This is a genomic window from Variovorax sp. EL159, assembly GCF_900100965.1.
In the GTDB taxonomy this organism is placed as follows: domain Bacteria; phylum Pseudomonadota; class Gammaproteobacteria; order Burkholderiales; family Burkholderiaceae_C; genus Variovorax.
Map to the genome: position 1 here is coordinate 178,323 of NZ_FMUJ01000001.1, position 25,947 is coordinate 204,269.

The 25,947-nt window shown below is 67.7% G+C and carries 21 protein-coding genes; 20 read left to right on the forward strand and 1 reads right to left on the reverse strand.

Annotated elements, in window-relative coordinates; genetic code table 11:
* Positions 1–17: 17 nt before the first annotated feature.
* A complete protein-coding gene (locus tag BLQ28_RS00835; RefSeq protein ID WP_093236676.1) occupies positions 18–494 on the reverse strand; it encodes a MarR family winged helix-turn-helix transcriptional regulator in 477 nt (158 codons plus the stop codon).
* A 158-nt stretch (positions 495–652) separates the two neighbouring features.
* Between BLQ28_RS00835 and BLQ28_RS00840 the strand changes: the two genes are divergently transcribed.
* Genes BLQ28_RS00840 through BLQ28_RS00935 form a run of 20 tightly spaced genes read left to right on the forward strand, consistent with a single transcriptional unit; the run spans position 653 to position 25,944 of the window.
* Entirely contained in the window at positions 653–2,845 is a 2,193-nt protein-coding gene (locus tag BLQ28_RS00840; RefSeq protein WP_093236677.1) for a thiamine pyrophosphate-dependent enzyme, read from the forward strand.
* Between the two features lie 4 nt (positions 2,846–2,849).
* Positions 2,850–4,358 carry an indolepyruvate oxidoreductase subunit beta family protein gene (locus BLQ28_RS00845; protein ID WP_093236678.1) on the forward strand — a complete coding sequence of 503 codons (1,509 nt, stop codon included), beginning with the start codon at positions 2,850–2,852 and terminating at the stop codon, positions 4,356–4,358.
* 13 nt (positions 4,359–4,371) lie between these two features.
* Positions 4,372–5,364: a PDR/VanB family oxidoreductase gene (locus BLQ28_RS00850; protein WP_093237635.1), complete on the forward strand. Its 993-nt coding sequence runs from the start codon at positions 4,372–4,374 to the stop codon at positions 5,362–5,364.
* Between the two features lie 22 nt (positions 5,365–5,386).
* On the forward strand, positions 5,387–6,700 hold the full coding sequence (locus BLQ28_RS00855; protein WP_093236679.1) for an aromatic ring-hydroxylating dioxygenase subunit alpha: 1,314 nt from the start codon (positions 5,387–5,389) through the stop codon (positions 6,698–6,700).
* On the forward strand, positions 6,700–7,200 hold the full coding sequence (locus BLQ28_RS00860) for an aromatic-ring-hydroxylating dioxygenase subunit beta (RefSeq protein WP_093236680.1): 501 nt from the start codon (positions 6,700–6,702) through the stop codon (positions 7,198–7,200). The genes BLQ28_RS00855 and BLQ28_RS00860 overlap by 1 nt, the downstream gene beginning before the upstream one ends.
* Positions 7,201–7,207: 7 nt before the next feature.
* Entirely contained in the window at positions 7,208–8,833 is a 1,626-nt protein-coding gene (locus BLQ28_RS00865; RefSeq protein WP_093236681.1) for an AMP-binding protein, read from the forward strand.
* Positions 8,830–10,002, forward strand: coding sequence for a thiolase family protein (locus tag BLQ28_RS00870; RefSeq protein ID WP_093236682.1), 1,173 nt, complete (start codon positions 8,830–8,832; stop codon positions 10,000–10,002). Before BLQ28_RS00865 ends, BLQ28_RS00870 begins: the two co-directional genes overlap by 4 nt.
* Entirely contained in the window at positions 9,999–11,252 is a 1,254-nt protein-coding gene (locus BLQ28_RS00875) for an SDR family NAD(P)-dependent oxidoreductase (RefSeq protein ID WP_093236683.1), read from the forward strand. Before BLQ28_RS00870 ends, BLQ28_RS00875 begins: the two co-directional genes overlap by 4 nt.
* A gap of 17 nt (positions 11,253–11,269) precedes the next feature.
* Positions 11,270–12,082: a cyclase family protein gene (locus tag BLQ28_RS00880; RefSeq protein WP_093236684.1), complete on the forward strand. Its 813-nt coding sequence runs from the start codon at positions 11,270–11,272 to the stop codon at positions 12,080–12,082.
* Positions 12,079–12,813 carry an SDR family NAD(P)-dependent oxidoreductase gene (locus BLQ28_RS00885; protein WP_093236685.1) on the forward strand — a complete coding sequence of 245 codons (735 nt, stop codon included), beginning with the start codon at positions 12,079–12,081 and terminating at the stop codon, positions 12,811–12,813. The genes BLQ28_RS00880 and BLQ28_RS00885 overlap by 4 nt, the downstream gene beginning before the upstream one ends.
* 50 nt (positions 12,814–12,863) lie before the next feature.
* Positions 12,864–14,030 carry an ABC transporter substrate-binding protein gene (locus tag BLQ28_RS00890; protein ID WP_093236686.1) on the forward strand — a complete coding sequence of 389 codons (1,167 nt, stop codon included), beginning with the start codon at positions 12,864–12,866 and terminating at the stop codon, positions 14,028–14,030.
* A 16-nt stretch (positions 14,031–14,046) separates the two neighbouring features.
* Positions 14,047–16,530 carry a penicillin acylase family protein gene (locus tag BLQ28_RS00895; protein ID WP_256327129.1) on the forward strand — a complete coding sequence of 828 codons (2,484 nt, stop codon included), beginning with the start codon at positions 14,047–14,049 and terminating at the stop codon, positions 16,528–16,530.
* Positions 16,531–16,588: 58 nt separating this feature from the next.
* On the forward strand, positions 16,589–17,731 hold the full coding sequence (locus BLQ28_RS00900) for an ABC transporter substrate-binding protein (RefSeq protein WP_093236687.1): 1,143 nt from the start codon (positions 16,589–16,591) through the stop codon (positions 17,729–17,731).
* Positions 17,732–17,763: 32 nt separating this feature from the next.
* A complete protein-coding gene (locus tag BLQ28_RS00905; RefSeq protein ID WP_093236688.1) occupies positions 17,764–19,089 on the forward strand; it encodes an aromatic ring-hydroxylating dioxygenase subunit alpha in 1,326 nt (441 codons plus the stop codon).
* The gene (locus BLQ28_RS00910; protein ID WP_093236689.1) at positions 19,086–19,553 is read left to right on the forward strand and encodes an aromatic-ring-hydroxylating dioxygenase subunit beta; all 468 of its coding nucleotides are present in this window, start codon (positions 19,086–19,088) and stop codon (positions 19,551–19,553) included. Before BLQ28_RS00905 ends, BLQ28_RS00910 begins: the two co-directional genes overlap by 4 nt.
* A 40-nt stretch (positions 19,554–19,593) precedes the next feature.
* Complete coding sequence (locus tag BLQ28_RS00915) at positions 19,594–20,757, forward strand: ABC transporter substrate-binding protein (RefSeq protein ID WP_093236690.1); 1,164 nt, start codon at positions 19,594–19,596, stop codon at positions 20,755–20,757.
* Between the two features lie 40 nt (positions 20,758–20,797).
* Positions 20,798–21,853, forward strand: coding sequence for a branched-chain amino acid ABC transporter permease (locus tag BLQ28_RS00920; protein WP_093236691.1), 1,056 nt, complete (start codon positions 20,798–20,800; stop codon positions 21,851–21,853).
* Positions 21,850–23,637: a branched-chain amino acid ABC transporter ATP-binding protein/permease gene (locus BLQ28_RS00925; protein ID WP_093236692.1), complete on the forward strand. Its 1,788-nt coding sequence runs from the start codon at positions 21,850–21,852 to the stop codon at positions 23,635–23,637. Before BLQ28_RS00920 ends, BLQ28_RS00925 begins: the two co-directional genes overlap by 4 nt.
* The gene (locus tag BLQ28_RS00930; protein ID WP_093236693.1) at positions 23,634–24,365 is read left to right on the forward strand and encodes an ABC transporter ATP-binding protein; all 732 of its coding nucleotides are present in this window, start codon (positions 23,634–23,636) and stop codon (positions 24,363–24,365) included. The genes BLQ28_RS00925 and BLQ28_RS00930 overlap by 4 nt, the downstream gene beginning before the upstream one ends.
* Positions 24,355–25,944, forward strand: coding sequence for an ATP-dependent acyl-CoA ligase (locus BLQ28_RS00935; RefSeq protein WP_093236694.1), 1,590 nt, complete (start codon positions 24,355–24,357; stop codon positions 25,942–25,944). Before BLQ28_RS00930 ends, BLQ28_RS00935 begins: the two co-directional genes overlap by 11 nt.
* The last annotated feature ends 3 nt before the right edge of the window (positions 25,945–25,947 follow it).

Genomic DNA, 25,947 nt, shown 5'->3' on the forward strand with positions numbered 1-25,947 from the left:
GCAAGGGGCGAGGGCGCTCAGTCTTCTTCGGGTGCCTCGACCGGCACATGCACGTGCAGGTCGATCATCTGCCGCAGCGTCTGCTTCAGCTCTTCGGCGCGTCGCAATCCGAAGGGCTCCAGCACGCGGCGTTCGTGGTCCCGCGCCAGTTCCATCAGGTGCTCGACAGCCTTCAGGCCCTTGCGCGTGATGCGCACCAGCGTGATGCGGCGATCACTTTCGTGGGGCAGGCGCTCGACCTGCCCGCGCGATTCCATGCGGTCCAGCAGCCGCGTCACCGTCGGTTGCTTGGTCACCGTCACCTGGGCGAGCTGGCCGATGCTGATGGCATCGCTGCCCGCCAGGGAGGCCATCACGCGCCACTCCGACACAGAAAAGCCCTGCTGCCGCGCGACCTCGTGGAACTCCGAGGAAATCAGCTGGCTGGCCTGCGCCAGCAGCGCCGGCAGGTAGTCATCGACAAAGCGATGCGATGCAACGGGTTGTTCATCCATGAAGGCACCTCATAGGCAGACAGCCCACACCGGCTGCGGGCACGCTGTTTGCATGTCTAGGGTAATTCATGATTGTGGATACATTCATTTGTCAACATTATAGAAAGCATGATGTGGCAGATGAGCGCATCGTCCCACGATAGAGAACAAGGACCCACATGGCTGAGCGTTCGTTCGTCGAAGAAGTCAAGAAACTGCGGCTTTCTGGTGGAGATGTCTTCCGCGGGGAAGGCATTCTGGCGGTGACCAAGGCCTTGCTCGAATCGGGTGTTTCCTATGTCGCCGGCTACCAGGGCGCGCCCATCTCGCATCTGATGGACGTGCTGGCCGATGCGCAGGACATCCTGTCCGAGCAGGGCATCCGCTTCGAGAACAGCGCCAGCGAGGCCACGGCCGCCGCCACGCTGGCCGCCTCCGTCAACTACCCGCTGCGCGGTGCCGTCACCTTCAAGGCCACGGTGGGCACCAACGTGGCTTCCGACGCGCTGGCCAACCTGGCATCGGGTGGCGTGACCGGTGGCGCGCTGATCATCGTGGGCGAAGACTACGGCGAGGGTTCGTCGATCATGCAGGAGCGCAGCCATGCGTTCGCCATGAAGTCGCAGATCTGGCTGCTCGATCCGCGCCCGAACCTGCCGAGCATCGTCGACGCGGTCAAGCAGGGCTTCGATCTTTCCGAGGCCAGCAACACGCCCGTGATGCTCCAGTTGCGCATCCGTGCCTGCCACGTGCACGGCCACTTCATCGCTGGTGACAACAAGCGCGCGAAGTTCACGCTGCAGGAAGCGATGGAGAACCCGCAGCGCGATGTCAGCCGCATCGTGCTGCCGCCCGCCAGCTTCGTGCACGAGCAAGAGAAGGTGAAAGACCGCTGGCCCGCCGCCGTGCGCTTCATCGAGGAACGCAAGCTCAACGAGTTCTTTTCCGAAGACGCCGACGACATCGGCATCATCGTGCAGGGCGGCAGCTACAACACCATGCTGCGCGCGCTCGAACGCCTCGGCCTGGCCGACGTCTACGGCAACACCCAGGTGCCGCTCTATGTGATGAACGTGGCCTACCCCGTCATCGAGAGCGAGGTGCTGCGCTTCTGCGAAGGCAAGCGCGCGGTGATGATCGTGGAAGAGGGCCAGCCCAACTTCGTCGAGCAGAACCTTGCGACCATCCTGCGGCAGGCCGGCTCGACCACCGCGCTGCACGGCAAGGACATGCTGCCTGTGGCCGGCGAGTACACCTCGTCCGAACTGCTCAAGGGCGCGCGCAGCTTCTGCGAACGCTACGGCCGCCTCGCACCGCTGCCCGTTCCCGCACCGGTGCGCAAGGTGATCCCGCTCAAGGAAGTGGCCGCCATCGGCATCGATGCGGCACCCGAACCCGCGCTGCCATCCACTTCGCTGGGTGAGGTCGTGCATGCCCGCCCACCGGGCTTCTGCACCGGCTGCCCCGAGCGCCCGATCTTCAGCGCGATGAAGCTGGTCGAACGCGAACTCGGCCCGCATCACGTGAGCGCCGACATCGGCTGCCACCTGTTCTCGATCCTGCCGCCCTTCAACATCGGCAACACCACCATGGGCTATGGCCTGGGCGGGGCGGGCGCGTCGGCGCTCAATGTGCCGGCCGGCAAGCGCGCGATATCGATGATGGGCGACGGCGGCTTCTGGCACAACGGCCTGACCAGCGGCGTGGCGAACGCGGTCTTCAACAAGAGCGACAACCTCACCATCGTCGTCGACAACAACTACACCTCGGCGACCGGCGGGCAAGACATCCTCTCGTCGCACGCCGCGAACAAGACGCGCAGCACCGGCCATGCCATCGAGCGTGCCGTGCGCGGCGTGGGCGTGGAATGGGTCCGCACGCTGCGTCGGACCTACGACGTCGCCGGCATGCGCGACGCGCTCAAGGAAGCGCTGACCACCAGGACCCAGGGCCCCAAGGTCCTGATCGCGCAGTCGGAGTGCATGCTCAACAAGCAGCGGCGCGAGAAGCCGCTGGTGCGCAAGGCCATCTCAGACGGCAAGCGCATGGTGCGCGAGAAATTCGGCGTCGACTCCGACACCTGCACCGGCGACCACTCCTGCATCCGCCTGTCGGGCTGCCCGTCGCTGTCGATCAAGCCCAACCCCGATCCGCTGCGCACCGACCCGGTTGCGACCGTGCTCGACAGCTGCGTGGGCTGCGGCGTGTGCGGCGAGGTCTCGCATGCCGCAGTGCTGTGCCCTTCGTTCTACAAGGCGCAGATCGTGAGCAACCCCAGCCGTTGGGACACGCTGCGCGAGCGCGTGCGCGCAGCGGTGATCGGCTGGCTGCAGCGTGGCGAAGCCCGCCGCCGCGAAGCCTATGCCTTCTGAACCCATGACGAACAAGGTGCAACCCATCAAGATCGCGATCCTCGCCATGGGCGGGGAGGGCGGCGGCGTGCTGGCCGACTGGATCGTCGACATGGGCGAGGCCAACGGCTACGTCGCCCAGACCACATCGGTGCCGGGCGTGGCCCAGCGCACCGGCGCCACCATCTACTACGTCGAGCTGTACCCCACGGCGCAAGCCGAAGCGGACGGCGGACGGCCGGTGCTGGCGCTGATGCCGCTGCCGGGCGACGTCGACGTGGTGCTGGCATCGGAACTCATGGAAGCGGGCCGCGCCGTGCAGCGCGGGCTTGTCACAAGTGACCGCACCACGCTGATCGCATCGACGCACCGCGTGTTCTCCATCGCGGAAAAAAGCGCACTGGGCGATGGCCGCGTCGACAGCGCGCAACTGCTCGCGCACACCGCCAAGGCCGCCAAGCGCTTCATCCGCTTCGACATGGCGCAGGCCGCCGAGGTGTCGGGCAGCGTGATCAGCGCCGTGCTGTTCGGCGCACTGGCCGGCTCGGGCGTGCTGCCTTTCAGCCGTGCGCAGTTCGAGGCCACCATCGAGCGCGGCGGCGTGGGGGTCAAGCCCAGCCTCAAGGCCTTCGGCGCCGCGTTCGTGCGGGCCCAGGGTGGCGACGATGGCGAAGCGCAGGAAGCCGCACCGCCGGCCACGCCAACGCCGCAGCCGCGTCACCCCGCCGTGCGTGCCCTGGTCGAACGCGTCCAGCGCGAATTCCCGGCAACGGCGCAAGACCTTCTGCTCGAAGGTGTGCGCCGCCTCATCGACTACCAGGACACGGCCTACGCCGGTCTGTACCTCGACCGCATGGCCGCCATTGCAGCCCTGCCGAACGACGATGCCCATCGCCTGCTGCGCGAAACCGCGCGCCATCTCGCGCTGTGGATGTCGTACGAAGACACCGCCCGCGTCGCCGCCCTCAAGACCCGCGCGACACGCTTCGAGCGCGTGCGCGGCGAGGCCCGCGTGCAGCCCGGCCAGGTGCTCGCCATCAACGAATACATGCACCCGCGCCTGCAGGAAATTTGCGAGACGCTGCCGGGCGGCATCGGCCGTTGGCTGATGAACTCGACCTTGCCGAAGAAGCTGGTCGAGCGCTATACCCAGCACGGCCGTGTGATCCAGACCAGCTCGCTGCGCGGCTACCTCATGCTGCGCACCGTCGCGGCATGCAAGCGCTGGCGCCTGTCGACCATGCGCTATGCCGAAGAAAACCGCCGCATCGAGGAGTGGCTGCAGCGCATCGCCGCCACCGCACAGCGCAACCCGGCGCTGGCGGTCGAGCTGGCCCAGTGCCAGCGCCTCGTGAAAGGCTACAGCGACACGCACGAGCGCGGCCTTCGCAACTACGACACCGTGATGCGTGCCTTCGAGCGTGCCGGCGCGGCGCTGGCACCCGCCACGCTGCGCGAGTTGCGCGATGCCGCGCTGGCCGACGAACACGGCCACAAGCTGCAAGCCGCACTGGCGCAGCACGCCCTGGCCTGAAGAGACACAGAAGATGACCGCTCCCACCGCCACCCTTGCGCTGCGCGTCGCCGAAACGCGTGAACTCAATCCGCTGATCCGCTTGCTGCGGCTGCGCGCCGAAGACGGTCGCGCCTTGCCCGGCTTTGCCGCAGGCGCCCACATCCGCGTGCAGGTGTCGCTGCCCGATGGCAAGACCGACTGGCGCCACTACTCGCTCATCAATTTCGCAACGGCACGCAACGCCACCAACGCGCCGACCGAGTACGTGATCGCGGTGCGCAAGGAGGCCGAAGGCCGTGGTGGATCGCGCTTCATGCACGAGCAGCTGAAAGAAGGCGACACCGTCGCCATCGAGCCACCGAAGAACGACTTTCCCCTGCACACCGGCCCTGGCGGCACGGTGCTGGTGGCCGGCGGTATCGGCGTCACGCCGCTCGCCACCATGGCCGCGCGGCGCCGCGCCGAAGAGGCGCCCGTGCGCATGCACTACGCCGGTCGCAGCCGCGAGCTGATGGCCTTCCTGCCGGAGCTGAAAGCACTGCTGGGCGACGACCTGCGCGTGCATGCCGATGCGGAAGCCGGTACGCCGCTCGACATCGACGCCTTGCTCGATGGCGTGCCCACCGGCGACCGCCTCTACGTCTGCGGCCCCAAGGTGATGCTTGATGCCGTGCTCGCCCGCACCCAGGCGCGCGGCTGGGAACACGACCGCGTGCACTTCGAGCTGTTCACCGAGCCGGTCGCCGAAGAAGGCGACCAGCCCTTCGAGGTGGAGCTTGCCCAATCGGGCCAGCGCTTCACCGTGCCGGCCGACCAGAGCATCCTCGACTGCCTGATCGAGAACGGCTGCGACCCGATGTTCGACTGCAAGCGCGGTGAATGCGGCGTGTGCGCCGTGCCCGTGCTCGAAGGCGAGATCGACCACCGCGACTACGTGCTCACCGCCCGCGAGAAGGCCGAGGGCAATGTCATCCAGATCTGCATCTCGCGCGCCAAGGGTGCGCGGCTGGTGCTCGACATCTGAAGAAATCAGGAGGCACAACACCATGACCTCGTACCGAGACAACCCCGACGCGATCCGCGCGCTGGTGCAGAACGACCGCGTGCACCGCGACCTGTACACCAGCCAGGAACTGTTCGAGCTGGAGCAGGAGCACTTCTTCGCCAACACCTGGAACTACGTCGGCCACGAAAGCCAGATCCCGAAGCCTGGCGACTGGTTCAGCAACGAGATCGCGGGCCGCCCGCTGATCGTCGTGCGCCACACCGACGGCAGCGTGCGCGCGATGATGAACCGCTGCGCCCACAAGGGCTCGCGGCTGGTGAGCGGGCCCTGCGGCAACACCGGCAAGTTCTTCCGCTGCCCCTACCACGCGTGGACCTTCAAGACCGATGGCGCACTGCTGGCCATTCCGCTGAAGACCGGCTACGAGAACACGGCGCTGCACGAGTGCGAATCGGCCAAGGGCCTGACGACGCTCAAGCATGTGCGCAGCCACCGCGGCTTCATCTTCGTGAAGATCAACGACGCCGGGCCCGACTTCGACGAATACTTCGGCGATTCGCTCAGCTCCATCGACAACATGGCCGACCGCTCGCCCGAAGGCGAGCTGGAAATCGCGGGCGGTTGCCTGCGCTTCATGCACCAGTGCAACTGGAAGATGTTCGTCGAGAACCTCAACGACACCATGCACCCCATGGTGGCGCACGAGTCGTCAGCCGGCACCGCCAAGCGCATGTGGGCCGACAAGCCCGAAGACGAGCCCAAGCCCATGGCGGTCGAGCAGTTCGTGCCCTTCATGTCCGACTACAAGTTCTTCGAAGACATGGGCATCCGCATCTACGACCACGGCCACAGCTTCACGGGCGTGCACTTCAGCATCCACAGCAAGTACAAGGCGATCCCCGAGTACGACGACGCCATGAAGGCGCGCTACGGCGAAGAGAAGACGGCGCAGATCCTCGGCATGGCGCGGCACAACACCGTGTACTACCCGAACCTAACGATCAAGGGCGCGATCCAGGCCATTCGCGTGGTCAAGCCGATCTCGGCCGACAAGACGCTGGTCGAGAGCTGGACCTTCCGCCTGAAGGGCGCGCCACCCGAACTGCTGCAGCGCACCACCATGTACAACCGCCTCATCAACTCGCCGTTCTCGGTGGTGGGGCATGACGACCTGCAGGCCTACCGCGGCATGCAGGCCGGCTTGCACGCGAGCGGCAACGAGTGGGTGAGCCTGCACCGCGACTACGACCCGTCGGAGCTGAAGGGCGGAGAGATCACCACCGGCGGCACCAACGAGCTGCCGATGCGCAACCAGTACCGCAGCTGGGTGCAACGCATGACGGAGACCATGTGATGGCCGGCACCGACACCCACTCCGAAGTCACCCGCCAGGACCTGATCGACTTCGTCGTGAACGAAGCGCACCTGCTCGACACCCGCCGCTACGAGGCGTGGAACGCGCTCTTCACCGACGACGCCTTCTACTGGATTCCGCTCGTGCCCGACCAGGAAGACGGCCTCAACCACACCTCGCACCTCTACGAAGACAAGCTGCTGCGCGACCTGCGCATCGAGCGCCTGAAGAGCCCGCGCGCGTTTTCGCAGCAGCCGCCGAGCCGCTGCCATCACCTGCTGCAGGTGCCGGTGGTCGAACAGTTCGACGCCGAGGCGAACCGCTTCGTGGTACGCACCGAATTCCACTACACCGAATCGCAGGGCGACGAACTGCAGTTCTACGTCGGCACTTTCTTCCATCACCTCGTGGTGCAGGACGGCGCGCTGCGCATGACGCTCAAGCGCGTCAACCTGCTCAACTGCGACGCGGCCCTGCCGGCCGTGCAACTCTTCATCTAAGGACGCGATGACACACGCCACCGTCCATCAAGTCTTCGCGGCGACCGCGCAACGAACGCCGGATGCCGAGTTTTTGTTCACCGAATCGGTGACCGCTGCCGCCTATGGCATTGCAGCCGGTGCGATCCGCTGGGGCGAAGCTGCTGCAGAGGTCGAACGCCTGCGCGCGGCCTATGCGCAAGCCGGCTACGGGCACGGCCACCGCATCGGCCTGTTGCTGGAAAACCGGCCTGCCTTTCTCTTTCACTGGTTCGCGCTCAATGCATTGGGCGTGAGCGTGGTGCCGATCAACGCCGAGATGCGCTCGGCCGAATTGGTCTACCTGATCGGCCACAGCGAGATCGGCCTGGCCGTGACGCTGCCCGAACGGGCCGGCGACCTGCGCGCGGCTGCGACCCAAGCAGGCGTGGCCTTCGAGACGATGGGGCCCGACGACGCGATTCCCCGCGCGAAGACGGCCGCGCCGCGTGCCGGCGAGCCCATCGGCGTCGATACCGAATGCGGCCTGCTCTACACCTCGGGCACCACCGGCCGGCCCAAGGGCTGCATCCTGAGTAACGCCTACTTCCTGCGCGCGGGCGAGTGGTATGCCGCACTCGACGGCGTGTGCAGCATCCGCCCCGATGCAGAGCGCGTCATCACGCCGCTGCCGCTCAACCACATGAACGCGATGGCGTTCTCCACCATGGTGGTGCTGGTCGCGGGCGGGTGCCTCGTGCAGCTCGACCGCTTCCACCCGAAGACCTGGCTGGCCAGCGCGAAGGAAAGCGGCGCGACCATCGTTCACTACCTGGGCGTGATGCCGGCCATGCTGCTGTCGGCGCCCGCATCGGCCGCCGACCGTGACCATGCGATCCGCTGGGGCTTCGGCGCGGGCGTGGACCGCAAGAACCACGCACCCTTCGAAGAGCGCTTCGGCTTTCCGCTGGTCGAGGCCTGGGCGATGACGGAGACCGGCGCCGCCGCCTGCATCATGGCCAACCGCGAGCCGCGCCTGGTGGGCACGAGCTGCTTCGGCCGGCAGGAAGACTTCGTGGAGATCCGCCTCGTGGGCGAGGACGGCAGCGACGTCGGCGTCGATGCACCGGGCGAACTGCTGGTGCGCTCGGCCGGCGATGACCCGCAGCGCTACTTCTTCTCCGGCTACCTGAAAGACGAAGAAGCCACCCGCGAAGCCTGGGCCGATGGCTGGTTCCACACCGGCGACCTCGTGCGCCGCGATGCCGAGGGCAATTTCTTCTTTGTCGATCGCAAGAAGAACGTGATCCGCCGCAGCGGCGAGAACATTTCGGCCGTCGAGGTCGAGAGCGTGCTCAACCAGCACCCGGCCGTGAAGACATCGGCCGTGGCCGCCACGCCCGACGCGGTGCGCGGCGACGAGGTGCTGGCCTGCATCGTCATGCGCGAAGACGCCGACGCCTCGCAGCGCACGCAGATCGCCGCCAGCATCGTCGAGCATGCGCTGGCGCAGCTGGCCTACTACAAGGCCCCTGGCTACGTGGCCTTTGTCGACGCACTGCCGCTCACGCCCTCGCAGAAGATCCAGCGCGGCCAATTGCGCGAGATGGCGCAGTCGCTGCCGGGCCAGGGCCATTGCATCGACACCCGCGCAATGAAAAAGAGGCAGGCATGACGAAGCGACGGCTCTCCTACGAAGGCGTTGCGGTGGCCGTGCCGGTCACCGTGCCCTATGTGCGTTACTCCACGCGCACGGCGCACTGGTTCATCGGGCAGGCCATCGAGGCGCTGATCGATGCCAGCGGCGTGACCAAGGAACAGATCGACGGCCTGTGCCTGAGCAGCTTCTCGCTCGCGCCTGACACGGCCGTGGGCGTCACGCAGCACCTGGGCCTGTCGCCGCGCTGGCTCGACCACGTGCCGACCGGTGGTGCCTCGGGTGTGATGTGCCTGCGCCGCGCCGCGCGGGCCGTGCAGGCGGGCGATGCCGACATCGTGGCCTGCGTGGGGGCCGACACCAACCACGTCGACTCCTTCCGCCAGACGCTCGGCAGCTTCAGCAACTTTGCGCGCGACGCCAGCTACCCCTACGGCTCGGGCGGCCCGAACTCGATCTTCGCGTTCATCACCGCGAACTACATGCGCACCTATGGCGCGAAGCGCGAAGACTTCGGCCGCATCTGCGTGGACCAACGCACCAACGCGCTCGGCAACCCGAACGCGATGTTCAAGAAGGCGCTGACGCTCGACGAGTACATGGCCGCGCGGCCCATCTCCGACCCCATTCACCTGTTCGACTGCGTGATGCCCTGCGCCGGTGCCGACGCCTTCCTCGTGATGAGCGAGGAACGTGCACGCGACCTGGGCCTGGCGCACGTGGTGATCCGCGGTGCCATCGAACGCCACAACGCCTATGCAGACGATCCGGTGATGGTGCAGGGCGGCTGGCGCAAGGACCGCGACGACCTCTACGCGCAGGCCGGCGTGCAGCCCACGGCGCTCGACTTCGTGCAGACCTACGACGACTACCCGGTGATCGCGATGATGCAGTTCGAGGACCTGGGCTTCTGCGAGAAGGGCGAGGGCCCGGCCTTCGTGCAGTCGCACACCATGACCTTCGACGGCAGCTTTCCGAATAACACGAGCGGCGGGCAGCTGTCGGCCGGACAGGCGGGGGCGGCGGGCGGCTTCCTCGGCATGGTCGAGGCGATCCGCCAACTGACCGACGAGGCTGGCGCGCGCGCCGTGCCTGACGCGCAGTTAGGCCTCGTCGCCGGCTTCGGCATGGTGACCTACGACCGCTGCCTCTGCACAGGCGCCGTCATCCTCGGGAGACCCGCATGACCATGCCCCTGATGCGCCCCCCGCGCAAGAACCCGGTGCTGCGCACCCGGCAGATGAACCTGCCGCCCGGTGCGCGCGGCCGCGTGGCGCTCGGCCTCACGGCGGCTGCCGCCGAAGGCCGCTTCGAGCTGCAGACCTGCGAGGACTGCGGCACCGTGCAGTACCCGCCGCGCGAGGTCTGCCACAAATGCCTGTCGGCCGCCCTGCGCTGGCGCCAGCAGAGCGGCGAGGGCGAACTGCTCGGCAGCACCACGCTGCACCACAGCAACGACCTGTTCTTCCGCGAGCGGCTGCCCTGGCGGCTGGGCCTGGTGCACCTGGATGCCGGCCCGACGCTCATGGTCCACCTGCACGGCGAAGTTGGTGACGCACCGCAGCGCGTGCGCGTGGGTGCCCGGCTCGACCGCGCGGGCCAGGCCGTTCTCATTGGTTTTCCGAATGAAGGGAGTGCCCATATGGCCGACGACAAGATGCTGCGTGAAATGACCAGCGACCCCAAGTTCCGCAAGGCGCTGGTGACCGACGGCAAGACCGAAACCGGGCAAGCCATCGTGCGTGCGCTGGTGAAGGCCGGCGCCGACATCGTCTGGGTCGGCCATGCCGAGCCGTGGAAGAAGATGGGCGACGGGCTCGACGACATCTCGGCGCTGCCGCAGGTCACGCTGGTACCGCTCGACCTGACGAACGGCCGGCAGGTGACGGAGCTGGCGGGCTCCATCGGCGGCAAGGTCGACATCGTCATCAACAACGCCGAGGTGCATCGCACCTTCGGCATCGGCGCACGGCGCGGCACGGACGTGGCCAAGGCCGAGATGGACATCAACTACTTCGGCCTGCTGCGTCTTGCGCAGGAGTTCGGTCCGGCGCTGAAAGGCCGCTCGGCCGACGGCGTGACGGGCGCGACGGCGTGGGTCAACCTGCTGTCGATCTACGCGCTCAGCAACTTCCCGCCGCACGGCACCTTCAGCGCCTCGAAGGCGGCGGCGCATTCGCTCGCGCAGTGCCTGCGCGCCGAGATGCGGCCGGCCGGCATCCGCGTGATCAACGTGTTCCCCGGCCCCATCGACGACGAATGGAACCAGCACACGCCACCGCCCAAGCTCGCACCCGCCGCGCTGGCCAACGCCATCGTGAAGGCGCTGCGCGACGGCGTGGAAGACGTGTACCCCGGCGACGTGGCGCAGGAGTGGCTGGAGCGCTGGCGCGACAACCCGAAGGTGCTCGAGCGCGAGCTGGCTGCAGGCGGCTGAGAACAGGAGCCACACGAATGACGACAACCACCGAACTGATGTCCGCCGCCGAAATTCTCGGCGGCCTCGTGACTGCGATGGCCAGCGGCCGCATCCGCGTGATCGACCTCACGCAGACGCTCACGCCCGAGTTTCCGCAGATCGCGCTGCCGCCCGAGATGGGCCAGTGCTGGCCCTTCCGCATCGAGGAAGTGTCGAAGTACGACGAGCGCGGGCCGGGCTGGTACTGGAACAATTTTTCTTGCGGCGAACACACCGGCACGCACTTCGATGCGCCGATCCACTGGATCTCGGGCCGCGACCTGCCGAACAACTCGGTCGACACGATTCCGGTGCAGCACTTCGTGGCGCCTGCCTGCGTGGTCGACTGCTCGCCGCAGGTGAAGGACGATCCCGACTACCTGCTGACGCTTGAGGACATCGAGGCCTATGAAGCGGCGCATGGCCGCATTCCGAAGGGCGCGTGGGTGCTGATGCGCACCGACTGGTCCAAGCGCACCGACCCCGAGGCTTACCAGAACTTCGACGAGACTGGCCAGCACACGCCCGGCCCGAGCACGGCGGCCGTGCGCTTCCTGGTCGAGCAACGCGACGTGCTGGGCTTCGGCTCGGAGGCCATCGGCACCGATGCAGGGCAGGGCTACCACCTGCGCCCGCCCTATCCGTGCCACTACTACATGCATGGCGCCGGGCGCTATGGGCTGCAGTGCCTGAGCAACCTCGACCTGCTGCCGCCGTCGGGCGCGGTGCTGATCTGCCCGCCGCTCAAGATCGAGAAGGGCAGCGGCAGCCCGCTGCGTGTGCTGGCATTGGTGGGAGCTTCGGCATGAGCAACGTTGCATCCAAGGTCGCGGCTGTCACCGGCGGCAGCGCCGGCATCGGCAAGGCCATCTGCGAAGACCTGCTCGCGCAGGGCTACGAAGTCGTGTCGCTGGCGCGCCGCAAGGCCGAGATCGACCATCCGAAGCTGCACAGCATCGAAGTCGACCTGAGCGACCGCGCCGCCACCGGCGAGGCCGTGCGCGAACTGGTCGAGCGCTTCGCACCGACCACCGTGATCCACAACGCCGGCGTCATCCGCGCCGCCTTGCTGCCCGACGTGAAGCTCGACGATCTCGATGCGTTGGTCGACCTGCACCTGGGCTGTGCGATCCAGCTCGTGCAGGGCGCATTGCCCGCCATGCGCGCACAGCGCTTCGGCCGCGTGGTGCTGCTGTCTTCGCGCGCCGCACTGGGCCTGGCCACGCGCACCAGCTATTCGGCGACCAAGGCCGGCATGCTGGGCATGGCCCGCACCTGGGCGCTCGAACTCGCGGGCGACGGCATCACGGTGAACGTGGTCGCGCCCGGCCCCATTCGCACCGACATGTTCTACGACGTGGTCGAGGCCGGCAGCGAGAAGGAGCGCGCGCTCGCGGCCTCGGTGCCCGTCAAGCGCCTGGGCGAATCGGCCGACGTGGCACGCGCCGTGCGTTTCTTTGCCGCGCCCGAGAACAGCTTTGTCACCGGCCAGGTGCTGTACGTGTGCGGCGGCACCAGCGTCGGCAGCCTGGCCCTCTGAGTCTTCGGTTTTCCTCACGTTCATTTCAAAACAACCTCTGGAGCATCGCCATGAAAGTCCTGAACCGAATTCGCACACTCGCGGCCATGGCCGTGGGCCTCGGCGCGCTGAGCGCCGCGAGCGCATGGGCCGCCGATCTCAAGATCGGTTTCATCACCTCGCTGTCGGGGCCGGTGTCGTCGCTCGGCATTCCCTACGACAAGGGCATGAAGGCGGCGTTGGCCTACAAGTCCGAAATCGGTGGCCGCAAGGTCCAGGTGATCTCGCTCGACGATGCCTCCGACCCCTCGACCGCCGCGCGCAATGCACGCAAGCTGATCGAGGAAGACAAGGTCGACGTCATCATCGGCACGGCCGGTGCGCCGGGTTCGCTGGCCATCGCGGGCGTGGCGCGCGAGACCAAGACGCCGCTCATCTCCATCGCCAACGCCGACCTAGCGGGCGAAGAGGGTGCATGGATGGTGACGCTGCCGCAACCCGCGCCCCTGATGATGGGCGCGATGGTCGAGAAGATGAAGCAGGCCGGCGTGAAGACGGTGGCCTACATCGGCTACTCCGACGCCTGGGGCGACCTGGTCTATGACGCACTCACGAAGTCCGCGCCCGCGGCCGGCATCAAGGTGGTGTCGAACGAGCGCTATGCGCGCAGCGATTCGTCGGTGGCCGGGCAGGTGCTGAAGATCGTGGCGCTGCGCCCCGATGCGGTGATCACCGGTGCCTCCGGCACGCCGGGCGCCTTGCCCTACCTGGCGCTGACCGAGCGCGGCTACAAGGGAAAGATCTACGGCATGCATTCGCTGATCAACCCCGACTTCATCCGTGTCGGTGGCACGTCGGTCGAAGGCCTGCTGGCACCCACGGGCCCGGTGGTCGTGGCCGAGCAACTGCCTGACAGCAACCCGATGAAGAAGATCGCGATGGACTTCCGCGCCGCCTACCAGAAGGCCAACGGCGCGCCGCCCACCGACACCTTCTCGGCCTACACCTTCGATGCCTGGCTGATCTACCTCGATGCGGCGCAGCGCGCGTTGGCCAGCAAGAGCGAGCCGGGAACGCCGCAGTTCCGCCTGGCCCTGCGCGATGCCATCGTGAGCACCAAAGAGTTGGTGGGCACGCACAGCGTCTACAACTTCAAGCCGACCGACCGCTACGGCTCGGACGACCGCTCGCGTGTCGTCGTGCGGCTCGAAAAGGGACAGTGGAAGCTGGTTCCCTGAGCGTCCTGCCCCTTCGATGAACGGCACCCACCCCATGCACCCGCACCTTCGTCTTCTGCGTCGTCGTCCTTCGGGCCGGCGCGCGACCGGCGTGGCCTTGCTCGCCGCCGTGCTGCTGGCCGGCTGCGCGGCCACCGCGCCCGGCGGCGGCGAAGTCACCATCAAGCGGGACCGCTATGGCGTGCCGCACGTCTACGCCCATGACACGAAGGGCCTGTTCTATGGCTTCGGCTATGCCGTTGCCGAAGACCGGCTCTACCAGCTGGAGATGGCGCGACGTTCGGGCAACGGCAGCGTGGCCGAGGTGCTGGGGCCGGACTTCGTGGCGACCGACAAGGCGACGCGCTCCAACATCGACCCGGTGTCGATCCGCCGCCAGATCGATGCGCTGAGCGCCGACGACCGCGCGATGTTCGAAGGCTATGCGGCAGGCGTCAACGCACGCATCCGTGAAGTGATGGCGAACCGCGACCGGCTGCTGCCGCGTGAGTTCATCGACAACGGCTTCGAGCCGGCGACCTGGACCGCGGACGACGTGGCGATGGTCTGGATCGGCCTGATCCTCAACCGATTCTTCGCAGGCACGGCCGAGGTCTCGAACCTTGCGCTGCTCAACCAGCTCAAGGCTGCACGCGGCGACGCCGTCGGCATGCAGATCTACGAGCAGTTGCGGTGGCTCGAAGACACCACCGCGCCGACCATCGTTCCGCGCGGCGGCGAACGGCATCTGGCCAGCGCCGAGCCCGGCGACGCGGCGCTTGCGCCGGTCTCCGAGCGGGCGGCGGCCGACTTCCGCGCGATGCAGGTGGCCCGCATGGGCCTTGCGGCCACCGAGGGCATGCCGACCGCGAGCAACGCCTGGGTGCTCGGCCCTTCGCGCACGAAAGAAGGCGTGGCCGTTCTGTACAACGGCCCCCAGCAGGGCTTCAACAATCCGTCGTTCGTGCATGGCATCGGCCTGCACGGCGCGGGCTACGACCTCACGGGCCTGACGCCGATCGGCCTGCTGCCGGTGCTGTTCGGCACCAACGGCACCATCGCGTGGGGTTCGACGGTGGGCTCGCTCGACACCAACGACATCTACCAGGAAGAGCTGAACCCGGCCAACCGCTACGAATACAAGTACGACGGCGCCTACCGCCCGATGACCCGGCGCACCGACGTGATCCATGTGAAGGGCGCCGCGCCGCAGCGCGTGGAGATAGATTCAACGGTGCATGGCTTCGTGCAGAGCTGGGACCTGGCAAACGGCCGCGCCTACACCGCGCGCAACACGTGGCAGGGCCGCGAGATCGAGACCATGATGGGCTGGGCGCGTGCCGCGCAGTCGCGCGACTGGTCCGGGTTTCTTGCGCAGGGCGAGCGCGTGGCCGCCTCCATCACCTGGTTCTATGCCGACGTGGCCGGCAACATCGGCGCCGTCGGGCTGGGGCGCCTGCCGCGCCGTCCGGCCTCGCAGGACATCCGCTTTCCCGCGCGCGGCGACGGCAGCATGGAGTGGCAAGGCACCTTGCCCTTCAGCGCCAACCCGCGCGCCTACAACCCCGCGCAGGGCTACCTTGCGAGCTGGAACAACCAGATCGCCGAAGGCCTGCGCGCGGACGGGGCGAACTTCTCGCATGTCGACCGTGTCGCCGAGATCCATGCGCAGCTTCAGGGCACGGGCAAGCTGGGCGCCGACGAGATCTGGAACGTGAACAAGGGCGCGGCGCAGGCCGACCTGAACGCGCGCTACTTCGTGCCCTTCATCGTCGATGCGGCCGCAGGCCTGCCGGCCGGCGACCCGGTGCGGCGCGCTGCCGACCTGCTGGCCAGGTGGGACATGAAGAACCGCGCCGCCCCGGGTGCCGAGGTCTACGACAACCAGGCCACGACCGTGCTGCGCGCCTGGCTGGGCGCGATGTCGCGGCGCCTGCTGGCCGACGACTTGCCGCCGGCGGTCTTCGCGAGCTACGCCAACCTCGGCTACCCAACCCTCACGCCGCGCGGCTCGCCGGGAAGCGTGCAGCCCGCGGCCGTTGCCAAGCTGTTGTGGAACGCGCTGAGCGGACCGGCGTCGGGTGTGCCGCAGCGCCACGACTTCTTCAACGGCAAGGACCATCGCACGATGGTGCGCGCCGCGCTGTCCGATGCCGTGGCGGAACTGCACACCCGCTTCGGGCCCGACATGGCCGCCTGGACCACGCCGGTGGTGCGCCATCGCTTCTCGCGCATCAATGCCATCGGCGTGCCGTGGGCGGCCGCCGGCGAAGAGCCCGAGCTCAGTCCCTACATGAACCGCGGCACGCTGAGCTACCGCGTCGTGCTGCGGCCGGGTGCGCTCGACATGTGCTCGGTCGCGGCGCCGGGGCAGAGCGGCTTCATCGCTCCGAATGGCGCGCACGACCGCCACTACAGCGACCAGTTGGCGCTGTTCGAGCGTTACGACTGCAAGCCGGAACGGCTCACGCCCGCGCAGGTCGATGCCGATCTCGAATCGCGCCGCACGCTGCGCTACTGAGGCGCCGCCGAGCCATGTCCCTTCTTCTTCGCCCACCCGTCCCGCAGAGAAAGCTCCCATGAAGACAATCACCCGCCTTGGCCTCGCGTTGCTGGCTGCTCCCATTGCACTGACTGCTGCCGCGGCCGATCTCAAGATCGGCTTCATCAGCTCGCTCTCGGGCCCCGTCGCCGCACTCGGCGTGCCGTATGAAAAGGGCATCCGCGCAGCCATCGCCGAGCATCCCGAGATCGCCGGCCGCAAGGTCCAGCTGATCGTGCTGGACGACGCCTCCGACCCCACCACCGCCGGGCGCAATGCGCGCAAGCTGGTGACCGAAGACAAGGTCGACGTGCTGATCGGTACCTCGGGCGTGCCGGGTGCGATGGCCATCGCCTCGGTGGCGCGCGAGCTCAACACGCCGCTGATTTCGCCCACGCCGGTGACCATTGCCGGCCCCGAGGGGGCGTGGACGGTGACGGTGTCGCAGCCATTCCCCCTCATGGTCGCGGGCGTGGTCGACCGCATGCAGAAGTCGGGCGTGAAGACGGTGGCCTTCATCGGTTTCTCCGACGCGCTGGGCGACCTGGCCTACGACTCGCTGGTGAAGAGCGCGGCCACGGCCGGCATCAAGGTGGTGGCGAACGAGCGCTATGCGCGCAGCGATTCGTCGGTGGCCGGGCAGGTGCTGAAGATCGTCGCGGCGCGGCCCGATGCGGTGTTTGCCGGCAACTCTGGCACGCCGGGCGCGCTGCCCTACATCGCGCTCGCCGAGCGCGGCTACAAGGGAAAGATCTACGGCACGCACGGCCTCATCAACGCCGACTTCGTGCGCGTGGGCGGTGCCTCCATCGAAGGCCTGCAGGTGCCCAGCGGCCCGGTGCTGGTGGCGGACCAACTGCCCGATAGCAACCCGATCAAGAAGGTGTCGATGGGCTTTCGCGCGGCCTACCAGAAGGTCAATGGCGTGGCGCCGACCGATGCGTTCTCGTCGTACACCTACGACGCCTACCTGCTGCTGGCCGATGCGGCCTCGCGCACCAAGGGCGAGCCCGGCACGCCGCAGTACCGCACGGCGCTGCGCGATGCCATCGTGAGCACGAAGGAGTTGGTGGGCACGCACGGCATCTACACCTTCAAACCCGACGACCGCTATGGCTCCGACCAGCGCGGCGTGGTCATCGTGCAGATGACCAAAGGCCAGTGGAAGCTGGTCCCCTGAGCACCACGGCCTGAGCCACCGAGTCCACCGCCATGACCACCTACCGCAATCGCCCCGATCTCGTCGCGGCGCTGGTGCAGGACGACCGGGTGCACCGCGATCTGTACCTGAGCGATGAGCTTTTCGAGCTCGAGCAGGCGCATCTGTTCGCGAACACCTGGGTCTTTTTCGGCCATGCGAGCCAGGTGCCCGAGGCCGGCGACTTCGTGACGCAGGAGATCGCCGGGCGACCGCTGCTGATGGTGCGCCAACCCGGCGGCGACGTGCAGGTGCTCTACAACCGCTGCGCCCACAAGGGCACGCAGCTGGTGACGGACGAGAGCGGCAACGCCGGCCGCTTCTTCCGCTGCCCCTACCACGCGTGGACCTACAAGCTCGACGGCGCGCCGCTCGCGATTCCGCTGAAGAACGGCTACGAGGGCACGCAGCTCAAAGCCTGCGAATCGGGGCAGGGGCTCGCGCCGGTGAAGCACGTGAAGGTGTACCGCGACTTCGTGTTCGTGCGACTGTCCGAGCAGGGCCCTTCGTTCGAGGACTACTTCGGCGAAGTGCTCGGCGCCATCGACAACATGGTCGACCGCTCGCCCGAAGGAAAGCTCAGCGTGGGCGGCGGCGTGCTGCGCAACATCGTCCACTGCAACTGGAAGATGTACCTGGAGAACATCAACGACACGGTGCACCCGATGTCGACGCACGAATCGGCCACGCAGGCCGCCGAGGCGCTGTGGCAGGGCCATGCGCCCACCGATCCCAAGCCAATGGCGATGGAGCAGATCTTGCCCTTCGGCTCCGGCTACGAGTTCTTCGACAAGATGGGCGGGCGTGTGTTCGCCAACGGCCACAGCGTGCTGGGGGTGAACTTCAGCATCCACTCCAACTACGCGCAGTTGCCCGAATACGAAGCCGCGATGCGCGCGGCGCACGGCGAGGCGCGTGCGACGGAGATCCTGCAGCGTTCGCCGCAGAACTCGGTCTTCTATCCGAGCCTGTCGGTCAAGGGTTCGCCGCAGGCCATTCGCGTGATTCGCCCGCTGGCGGCCAACCGCACGCTGATCGAGGCCTGGAGCTTTCGCGCGGCGGGCGCGCCGGCGCTGCTGTTCGAGCGCGCCATGAGCTACAACCGGCTCGTGTTCTCGCCGATGTCGGTGGTCGCGCATGACGACGTGCACCTGTTCGAGAGCATCCAGCAGGGCCTGCGCGCCGACGGCAACGACTGGGTGAGCCTGCATCGCAACTACGACGCGGCCGAGCTGGCGCAACCGACCCTTACCACCAACGGCACGAACGAGCTGCTCATGCGCAACCAGTTCCGCGCCTGGGCGAAGTCGATGGTGGCGGGCATGGAGGCCGCGCCATGAACGACCCGCGCGATTTCGTCGCCCACGAGGCGGCGTTGCTCGACGAGCGGCGCCTCGACGACTGGCTGGCCCTGTTCGCCGAAGACGGCCACTACTGGGTGCCCCTGCTCGGCGCGACGCAGGCCGATCCGTTCTCGCACAACTCGCTGGCCTACGAAGACCGCCTGCTGCTGCAACTGCGCGTGGACCGCCTGAAGAATCCGCGCGCGCATTCGCAGCACCCGGCCAGCCACAGCCAGCATGTGCTGCAGCCTTCGCGCATCGAGCGCGAGGCGGGCGACGAGGCCTGGCTGCGCACACCGTTCCTCTACGTCGAGGCGCGCGGGCAAGACCAGATATTGCTGAGCGGCACTGCTCGCCATCACCTCGTGCGAACGCCCGCCGGTTCCTGGTCGATCCGCCAGAAGCGCATCGACCTGCTCAACGCCGCGCGCGCCTTGCCGGCCATCCAGTTGTTCATCTGAGTTACCTGTTCATTCCCACCATCCTCACTGGAGCTACGACATGAAGAGCCTGATGCAGACCCTGACGCGCGGTGCCCTCGCGGCCGCGCTGACCGCCTGTGGCGTTGCGAGTGCGCTGGCGGCCGACCTCAAGGTCGGCCTGAGCGTGTCGCTGTCAGGGCCGAATTCTTCGCTCGGCGTGCCCTACGCCAAGGGCATGCAGGCCGCGCTGGCCTACAAGCCTGAGGTGAACGGCCGCAAGGTGCAGCTCATCGTGCTGGACGACGGCTCCGACCCCACCACGGCCGGGCGCAATGCGCGCAAGCTGATCGAAGAAGAAAAGGTCGACCTGCTCATGGGCACCTCGGGTGTGCCCGCCGCGATCGCGATGGCGCAGGTGGGCAAGGAGGCGAAGACGCCGATGATCGGCCTCACGCCCATCCTGCTCGACGCGAACGAGAACCCGTGGGTCATGACCGTTGCACAGCCCACGCAACTGATGATCGACGCCGTGGTCGAGCGCATGAAGCGCAACAACGTGAAGACGGTGGGCTACATCGGCTTTTCCGACGCCTGGGGCGACCTCGTGTACGACGCGTTGATGAAGGCTGCGCCCGGCGCGGGCATCAAGGTGGTGAGCAACGAGCGCTATGCGCGTGCCGATGCCTCGGTGACGGGGCAGGTGCTCAAGATCGTGGCGCTGCGGCCCGATGCGGTGATGACCGGTGGCGCCGGAACGCCTGGTGCATTGCCGTTTCTTGCGCTGCAGGAGCGCGGCTACAAGGGTGGCGTGTACGGCCAGCACGGGCTGATCAACCCCGACTTCGTGCGCGTGGTCGGAGCGGCCGGGCAGAACGCACTGATGCCTACCGGCCCGGTGATCGTGGCCGAGCAGTTGCCCGACAACTACCCGACCAAGAAGATCGCGACCGACTTCCGCGCCGTGTTCCAGAAGGTCAACAACGCACCCACCAGCGACGCCTTCTCGGCCTACTCCTTCGACGGCTGGCTGGTGTTCGCCGACGCGGCATCGCGCGCGATGAAGAAGGCCGAGCCGGGTACGCCCGAGTTCCGCGTGGCGCTGCGCGACGCGATCTTCAGCACGAAGGAGGTGGTGGGCACGCACGGCGTGTACACCTTCAAGCCCGGCAGCCTGTATGGCGTGGACGAGCGCGCGCGCGTGATCGTCAAGCTCGACAACGGTCAATGGAAGCTCGCACCTTGAACCTCCTCATGCCGACGACGATTTTTGAAGAGGGTTTTCTATGACATGGGACGTGGCGCTGATTCTCGTCACCGATGGCCTGGCCAACGGTGCCGTCTATCTGCTGGCCGGGCTCGGGCTGGTATTGATCTTTTCCGTCACGCGGGTGGTGTTCGTGCCGTTCGGCGACATCGCCGCCTTCACGGCGCTGACGCTCGCGGCCTTCGAAACCGGCCGCGTGCCGCCGACCATCGGCCTCGTCGCCACGTTGGCGGTGCTGGCCATGGCCACGGAAATAGGCAGCCTGGTGCGGCGCGGTGAAGCGGCGCGCATTCCGAAGGCGGTGCTGATGTGGGGCGTGCTGCCGGCCTTGCCTTGCGTGCTGGCGTGGATGGTGGCCCGCCCCGGTATTCCGGTGGCGGTGCACATTGCGGTGGCGGTGTTGCTGGTGGTGCCGATCGCGCCGCTGCTCGCGCGGGTGGTGTTCCAGCCGATCGCGGATGCGTCGGTGCTGGTGCTGCTGATCGTGTCGCTGGCGCTGCACTTCCTGCTGTCGGGCCTGGGCCTGCTGTTCTTCGGGCCGGAAGGCTCGCGCACCACGCCGCTGACTGATGCGATGTTCACGCTGAGCGACGGCTTCACGGTCAGTGGCCAGGTGGTGCTGATGGTGGGCGCGGCCATCGTGCTGAGCGGGCTGTTCTTCCTGGTGTTCGAGCGCACGGTGGCGGGCAAGGCGCTGCGCGCGACGGCGGTGAACCGGGTGGGCGCGCGGCTGGTCGGCATCCGGCCGGTGCGCACGGCGCTGCTGGCCTACGGCTGCGCTTCGCTGCTCGCAGGGCTCATCGGCGTGCTGATCGCGCCGGTGACGACCATGTACTACGACTCGGGCTTCATCATCGGCCTGAAGGCCTTCGTGGCCGCGATCATCGGCGGGCTGGTGAGCTACCCGATGACGGCGGTGGGCGCGCTCGCGGTCGGCGTGGTGGAAAGCTTCGCCTCGTTCTGGAGCGGCGCGCTGAAGGACGTGATCGTCTTCAGCCTGCTGATACCGGTGCTCATGCTGCGGTCGTTCATGGCGGTCCATGCCGAAGAGGAAGAAGACGAGGTGGACCAATGAACGCGAACCGCAAACGCATGGCGTGGATCGCCGCGCTGGTCGTCGTGCTGGCCCTGGTGCCGGCACTGGCGGGCAGCTTCACGGTGTCGCTGCTCAATGACATCGGCATCGGCGCGCTGGTGGCGCTCGGGCTGGTGCTGCTCACGGGTGTGGGTGGCGCCACCTCGTTCGGGCAGGCGGCCTTCGTGGGCATCGCGGCCTATGCGACGGCCTGGCTGACGACCACGCAGGGCATGTCGCCCTGGATCGGGCTGCTGTTCGCACTGCTGCTCACGGGCCTGTCGGCCCTGGCGATCGGCATGCTCACGCTGCGGCTCGGCGGGCACTTCCTGCCGCTGAGCACCATCGCGTGGGGGCTGTCGATTGCGATGCTGTTCGGCAACGTCGATGCGCTCGGCCGCCACACCGGCCTGTCGAACATTCCGGCGCTGCAGATCGCGGGATGGTCGCTGGCCGATCCGCGTGCGATGTACTACCTGATCTGGGTGGTGGTCGGGCTGGCCTGCCTGTTCAGCCACAACCTGCTGCAGTCGCGGCCCGGGCGCGCCATTCGCGGGCTACGCGGCGGCGCCACGCTGCTGGCCAGCGTGGGGGCAGATGCTTATCGCGTGCGGCTCTCGCTGTTCGTCACGGCCGCGCTCTTCGCGGGGCTGGCCGGCTGGCTCTATGCGCACATGAACCGCTTCGTGAGCCCGTCGCCTTTCGACGTGCGCGCCAGCATCGAGTACCTGCTGATGGCGGTGGCCGGTGGGCTCGGCCAGCTGGCGGGCGCGCTGGTGGGCGCGGCGCTGGTGCTGGTGCTCAAGAACGGTTTGCAAGATGTGCTGCCGATGCTCACGCAACGCGCGGGGCAACTCGAGGCGGTGGCCTTTGCCGCGCTCTTCATCCTGCTGCTGCACTTTGCACGCGGCGGCGTGATGGGCCTGCTGCGGCGCTGGACGCGCCGTCGCGCCGGCACGCAAGGCGCATCGCGCCACGACGCACCACCGGTCGAGCCGCTGCCGCATCGCCAGTTGCCCGAGCGCGGCACGCAGGTGCTGTCGGTGAACGGCGCGGTCAAGCGCTTCGGCGGGCTGGTGGCGGTCAACGACGTGAGCTTCGACGTGAAGGCCGGCGAGATCGTCGGGCTGATCGGGCCCAATGGCGCGGGCAAGTCGACCATGTTCAATCTGCTGACCTGCACGCTGCCGATGAGCGCGGGCCAGGTGCGTTTTCTGGCACACGACATCGGCGGCATGCCGCAGCGGCAGGTGGCGCGGCTGGGCCTGGCGCGCACCTTCCAGCACGTGAAGCTGCGCCCGCACATGAGCCTGCTCGACAACGTGGCGCTGGGCGCGCACTCGCGCACGCGCTCGGGCATCCTGAAGGCGGGGCTGCGGCTCGACCGCACGGAAGAGCGCCAGATCCTGCAGGAGGCGCAACGCCAGCTCGACCGCATCGGGCTGGGCGACCGCGCGCACGAGCTGGCGGGCAGCCTGCCGCTGGGCACGCAACGCATATTGGAGATTGCGCGCGCACTGGCCGCCGACCCGGTGCTGTTGGTGCTCGACGAACCCGCGGCCGGCCTGCGCCGCAAGGAAAAGATGGCGCTCGGCGATTTGCTGCGCAAGCTGCGCGAGGAGGGCGTGACCATCCTCATCGTGGAACACGACATGGACTTCGTGATGAAACTGGTGGACCGGTTGGTGGTGATGAACTTCGGCTCCAAGCTCGTGGAGGGTGTGCCGTCGGCGGTGCGCGCCGATGAGCGTGTGCAGGCGGCTTATCTGGGGAGCGTTGTATGACCGCGATGCTGGAGATTGGCGACCTGCACGTGTCGTATGGGCAGGTGGAGGCGGTGCGCGGCGTATCGCTTGACCTGCAGCACGGGCAGATCATTTCGGTGATCGGCCCGAACGGCGCGGGCAAGACCACGCTGCTGGCTGCCGCGATGGGCCTCTTGCCATGCAAGGGCACGTTGCGCTTCGAGGGCGAAGACTTGCAGGGGCTGGACGTGGAGGCGCGCGTGGAGCGTGGCCTGTGCCTCGTGCCCGAGAAGCGCGAGCTGTTCGGCGAACTGACCGTGCTCGACAACCTGCAGCTCGGCGCTTATGCCAAGCGGCTGCGTGGCGATGCGATGAAGCGGCGGCTGCAGTCGGTGTACGACCGCTTTCCGCGCCTTGCCGAACGGCGCGCGCAACGGGCCGACACGCTCTCGGGCGGCGAGCGGCAGATGCTGGCGGTGGGACGTGCGCTGATGTCGGCGCCGCGCCTGTTGATGCTCGACGAACCCAGTCTGGGCCTCGCACCGCTGATCGTGCGCGACATCCTCACCATCGTGCGCAAGCTGCGTGACGACGGCGTCTCGATCCTGCTGGTCGAGCAGAACGCGCGCGCCGCGCTCGAAAGTTCCGACGAAGGCTATGTGCTGGAGACGGGCGAGATCGCGCTGTCGGGTGCTTCGGCCGAACTGGCGAGCGACCCGCGCGTGCAGGCGACTTACCTGGGTGGAGGCACGCACGATGACGAGTGAGGCCCGCGCGATGCCGCCTGCGCAGCGCACGTTGCCTGCCATGCTGCAACGGCAAGCTGAGCGGTTCGGTGGGCGGCCCTTGCTGCGCATGGCGGGGCGCGAATGGGCGCATGGCGATGCGGCGCAGGCGGCGGCTGTGCGTGCCGGTGCGCTGGCCAAGGCCGGTGTGGTGCGCGGGGATCGGATCGCCGTGATGTGCGGCAACCGCATCGAGTTTCTCGAAGCCTTCCTGGGAGCGGGCTGGATGGGCGCATCGGTCGTGCCGATCAACACGGCGTCGATGGGGCCGCAGATCGAATATTTCCTGGCGAACAGCGAAGCGAAGCTGCTGGTGATCGAAGCCAGCTTTCTCGAACGGCTTGCGACGGCGGACCTCGGGCGCACGGCGTTGTGCGAAGTCTGGGTTGTCGGCGCGGTGGGGCCTGTCGCATGGCAGGCGCCTGTTGGCGTGCATGTGGTTCCGTACCCGCAAGGCGCGGAAGCCGTGCCGCCAGCGCCCGTTCAGCCCGGCGATCCGCTCGCGATCCTCTACACGTCTGGCACCACCGGGCCGGCCAAGGGTGTGATCTGCCCGCATGCCCAGTACTTCTGGTGGGGCGTGAACAGTGCAGAAGTGCTCGGCGTTGGCCAGGACGACGTGCTGTGCACCACGCTGCCGCTGTTCCATATCAACGCGCTCAACACCTTTGCGCAGGCCGCGCTCACAGGTGCGGAAGTGGTGTTCGAGTCGCGGTTTTCGGCTTCGGGATTCTGGCCCTCGATGCGGGCGAACGGCGCGACGGTGGTCTACCTGCTCGGCGCGATGGTGCCGATCCTGCTGGCGCAGCCGGAGGGCGAAGGCGAGCGCAATCATCGCGTGCGCATCGGGCTTGGCCCCGGTGTGCCAGCGGCGGCGGGGCAGGCGTTCAGGGCACGTACCAGTGTCGCGTTGCTCGAAGGCTACGGCTCGACGGAAACCAACTTTGCGATCGCCACTGCGCCCGATTCACCGCGCGGCGGCGTCATGGGATGGCTGCGCCAAGGCTTCGATGCACGCGTGGCCGATGAGGACGATGCAGAGTTGCCGCCCGGGGAGGCCGGTGAATTGCTGCTGCGCGCAGATGAGCCGTACGCCTTCGCGAGCGGCTACTTCAACATGCCGGAGAAGACTGTCGAGGCCTGGCGCAATCTCTGGTTCCACACGGGCGACCGCGTGGTGCGCGATACCGACGGGGCCTTCCGCTTCATCGACCGCATCAAGGATGCGATCCGGCGGCGTGGCGAGAACATCTCTTCGTTCGAGGTCGAACAGGTGTTGTTGAGTCATCCGGGCGTGGCTTCGTGCGCGGTGTACCCGGTGCGCTCGGAGCTGGCCGAAGACGAGGTGATGGCCGCGCTGGTGATGCGCGAGGGCGTGCACGTCGATCCGGCCGAGCTGGCGCGATTCTGCGAGAGCCGCCTGCCGTACTTCGCCGTGCCGCGCTACATCGACTTGCTGCCCGACCTGCCACGCACCGAGAACGGCAAGGTGCAGAAGTTCAAGCTGCGCGAGCGCGGTGTCGGGGCACAGACCTGGGACGTTCGGCCCGCGAGGTCGTAGGCC

What these genes read in the sequence shown, in the direction of transcription:
- BLQ28_RS00835 (WP_093236676.1), bottom strand. Translation starts at nt 494, where the DNA reads ATGGATGAACAACCCGTTGCATCGCATCGCTTTGTCGATGACTACCTG.
- BLQ28_RS00840 (WP_093236677.1), top strand. Translation starts at nt 653, where the DNA reads ATGGCTGAGCGTTCGTTCGTCGAAGAAGTCAAGAAACTGCGGCTTTCT.
- BLQ28_RS00845 (WP_093236678.1), top strand. Translation starts at nt 2,850, where the DNA reads ATGACGAACAAGGTGCAACCCATCAAGATCGCGATCCTCGCCATGGGC.
- BLQ28_RS00850 (WP_093237635.1), top strand. Translation starts at nt 4,372, where the DNA reads ATGACCGCTCCCACCGCCACCCTTGCGCTGCGCGTCGCCGAAACGCGT.
- BLQ28_RS00855 (WP_093236679.1), top strand. Translation starts at nt 5,387, where the DNA reads ATGACCTCGTACCGAGACAACCCCGACGCGATCCGCGCGCTGGTGCAG.
- BLQ28_RS00860 (WP_093236680.1), top strand. Translation starts at nt 6,700, where the DNA reads ATGGCCGGCACCGACACCCACTCCGAAGTCACCCGCCAGGACCTGATC.
- BLQ28_RS00865 (WP_093236681.1), top strand. Translation starts at nt 7,208, where the DNA reads ATGACACACGCCACCGTCCATCAAGTCTTCGCGGCGACCGCGCAACGA.
- BLQ28_RS00870 (WP_093236682.1), top strand. Translation starts at nt 8,830, where the DNA reads ATGACGAAGCGACGGCTCTCCTACGAAGGCGTTGCGGTGGCCGTGCCG.
- BLQ28_RS00875 (WP_093236683.1), top strand. Translation starts at nt 9,999, where the DNA reads ATGACCATGCCCCTGATGCGCCCCCCGCGCAAGAACCCGGTGCTGCGC.
- BLQ28_RS00880 (WP_093236684.1), top strand. Translation starts at nt 11,270, where the DNA reads ATGACGACAACCACCGAACTGATGTCCGCCGCCGAAATTCTCGGCGGC.
- BLQ28_RS00885 (WP_093236685.1), top strand. Translation starts at nt 12,079, where the DNA reads ATGAGCAACGTTGCATCCAAGGTCGCGGCTGTCACCGGCGGCAGCGCC.
- BLQ28_RS00890 (WP_093236686.1), top strand. Translation starts at nt 12,864, where the DNA reads ATGAAAGTCCTGAACCGAATTCGCACACTCGCGGCCATGGCCGTGGGC.
- BLQ28_RS00895 (WP_256327129.1), top strand. Translation starts at nt 14,047, where the DNA reads ATGAACGGCACCCACCCCATGCACCCGCACCTTCGTCTTCTGCGTCGT.
- BLQ28_RS00900 (WP_093236687.1), top strand. Translation starts at nt 16,589, where the DNA reads ATGAAGACAATCACCCGCCTTGGCCTCGCGTTGCTGGCTGCTCCCATT.
- BLQ28_RS00905 (WP_093236688.1), top strand. Translation starts at nt 17,764, where the DNA reads ATGACCACCTACCGCAATCGCCCCGATCTCGTCGCGGCGCTGGTGCAG.
- BLQ28_RS00910 (WP_093236689.1), top strand. Translation starts at nt 19,086, where the DNA reads ATGAACGACCCGCGCGATTTCGTCGCCCACGAGGCGGCGTTGCTCGAC.
- BLQ28_RS00915 (WP_093236690.1), top strand. Translation starts at nt 19,594, where the DNA reads ATGAAGAGCCTGATGCAGACCCTGACGCGCGGTGCCCTCGCGGCCGCG.
- BLQ28_RS00920 (WP_093236691.1), top strand. Translation starts at nt 20,798, where the DNA reads ATGACATGGGACGTGGCGCTGATTCTCGTCACCGATGGCCTGGCCAAC.
- BLQ28_RS00925 (WP_093236692.1), top strand. Translation starts at nt 21,850, where the DNA reads ATGAACGCGAACCGCAAACGCATGGCGTGGATCGCCGCGCTGGTCGTC.
- BLQ28_RS00930 (WP_093236693.1), top strand. Translation starts at nt 23,634, where the DNA reads ATGACCGCGATGCTGGAGATTGGCGACCTGCACGTGTCGTATGGGCAG.
- BLQ28_RS00935 (WP_093236694.1), top strand. Translation starts at nt 24,355, where the DNA reads ATGACGAGTGAGGCCCGCGCGATGCCGCCTGCGCAGCGCACGTTGCCT.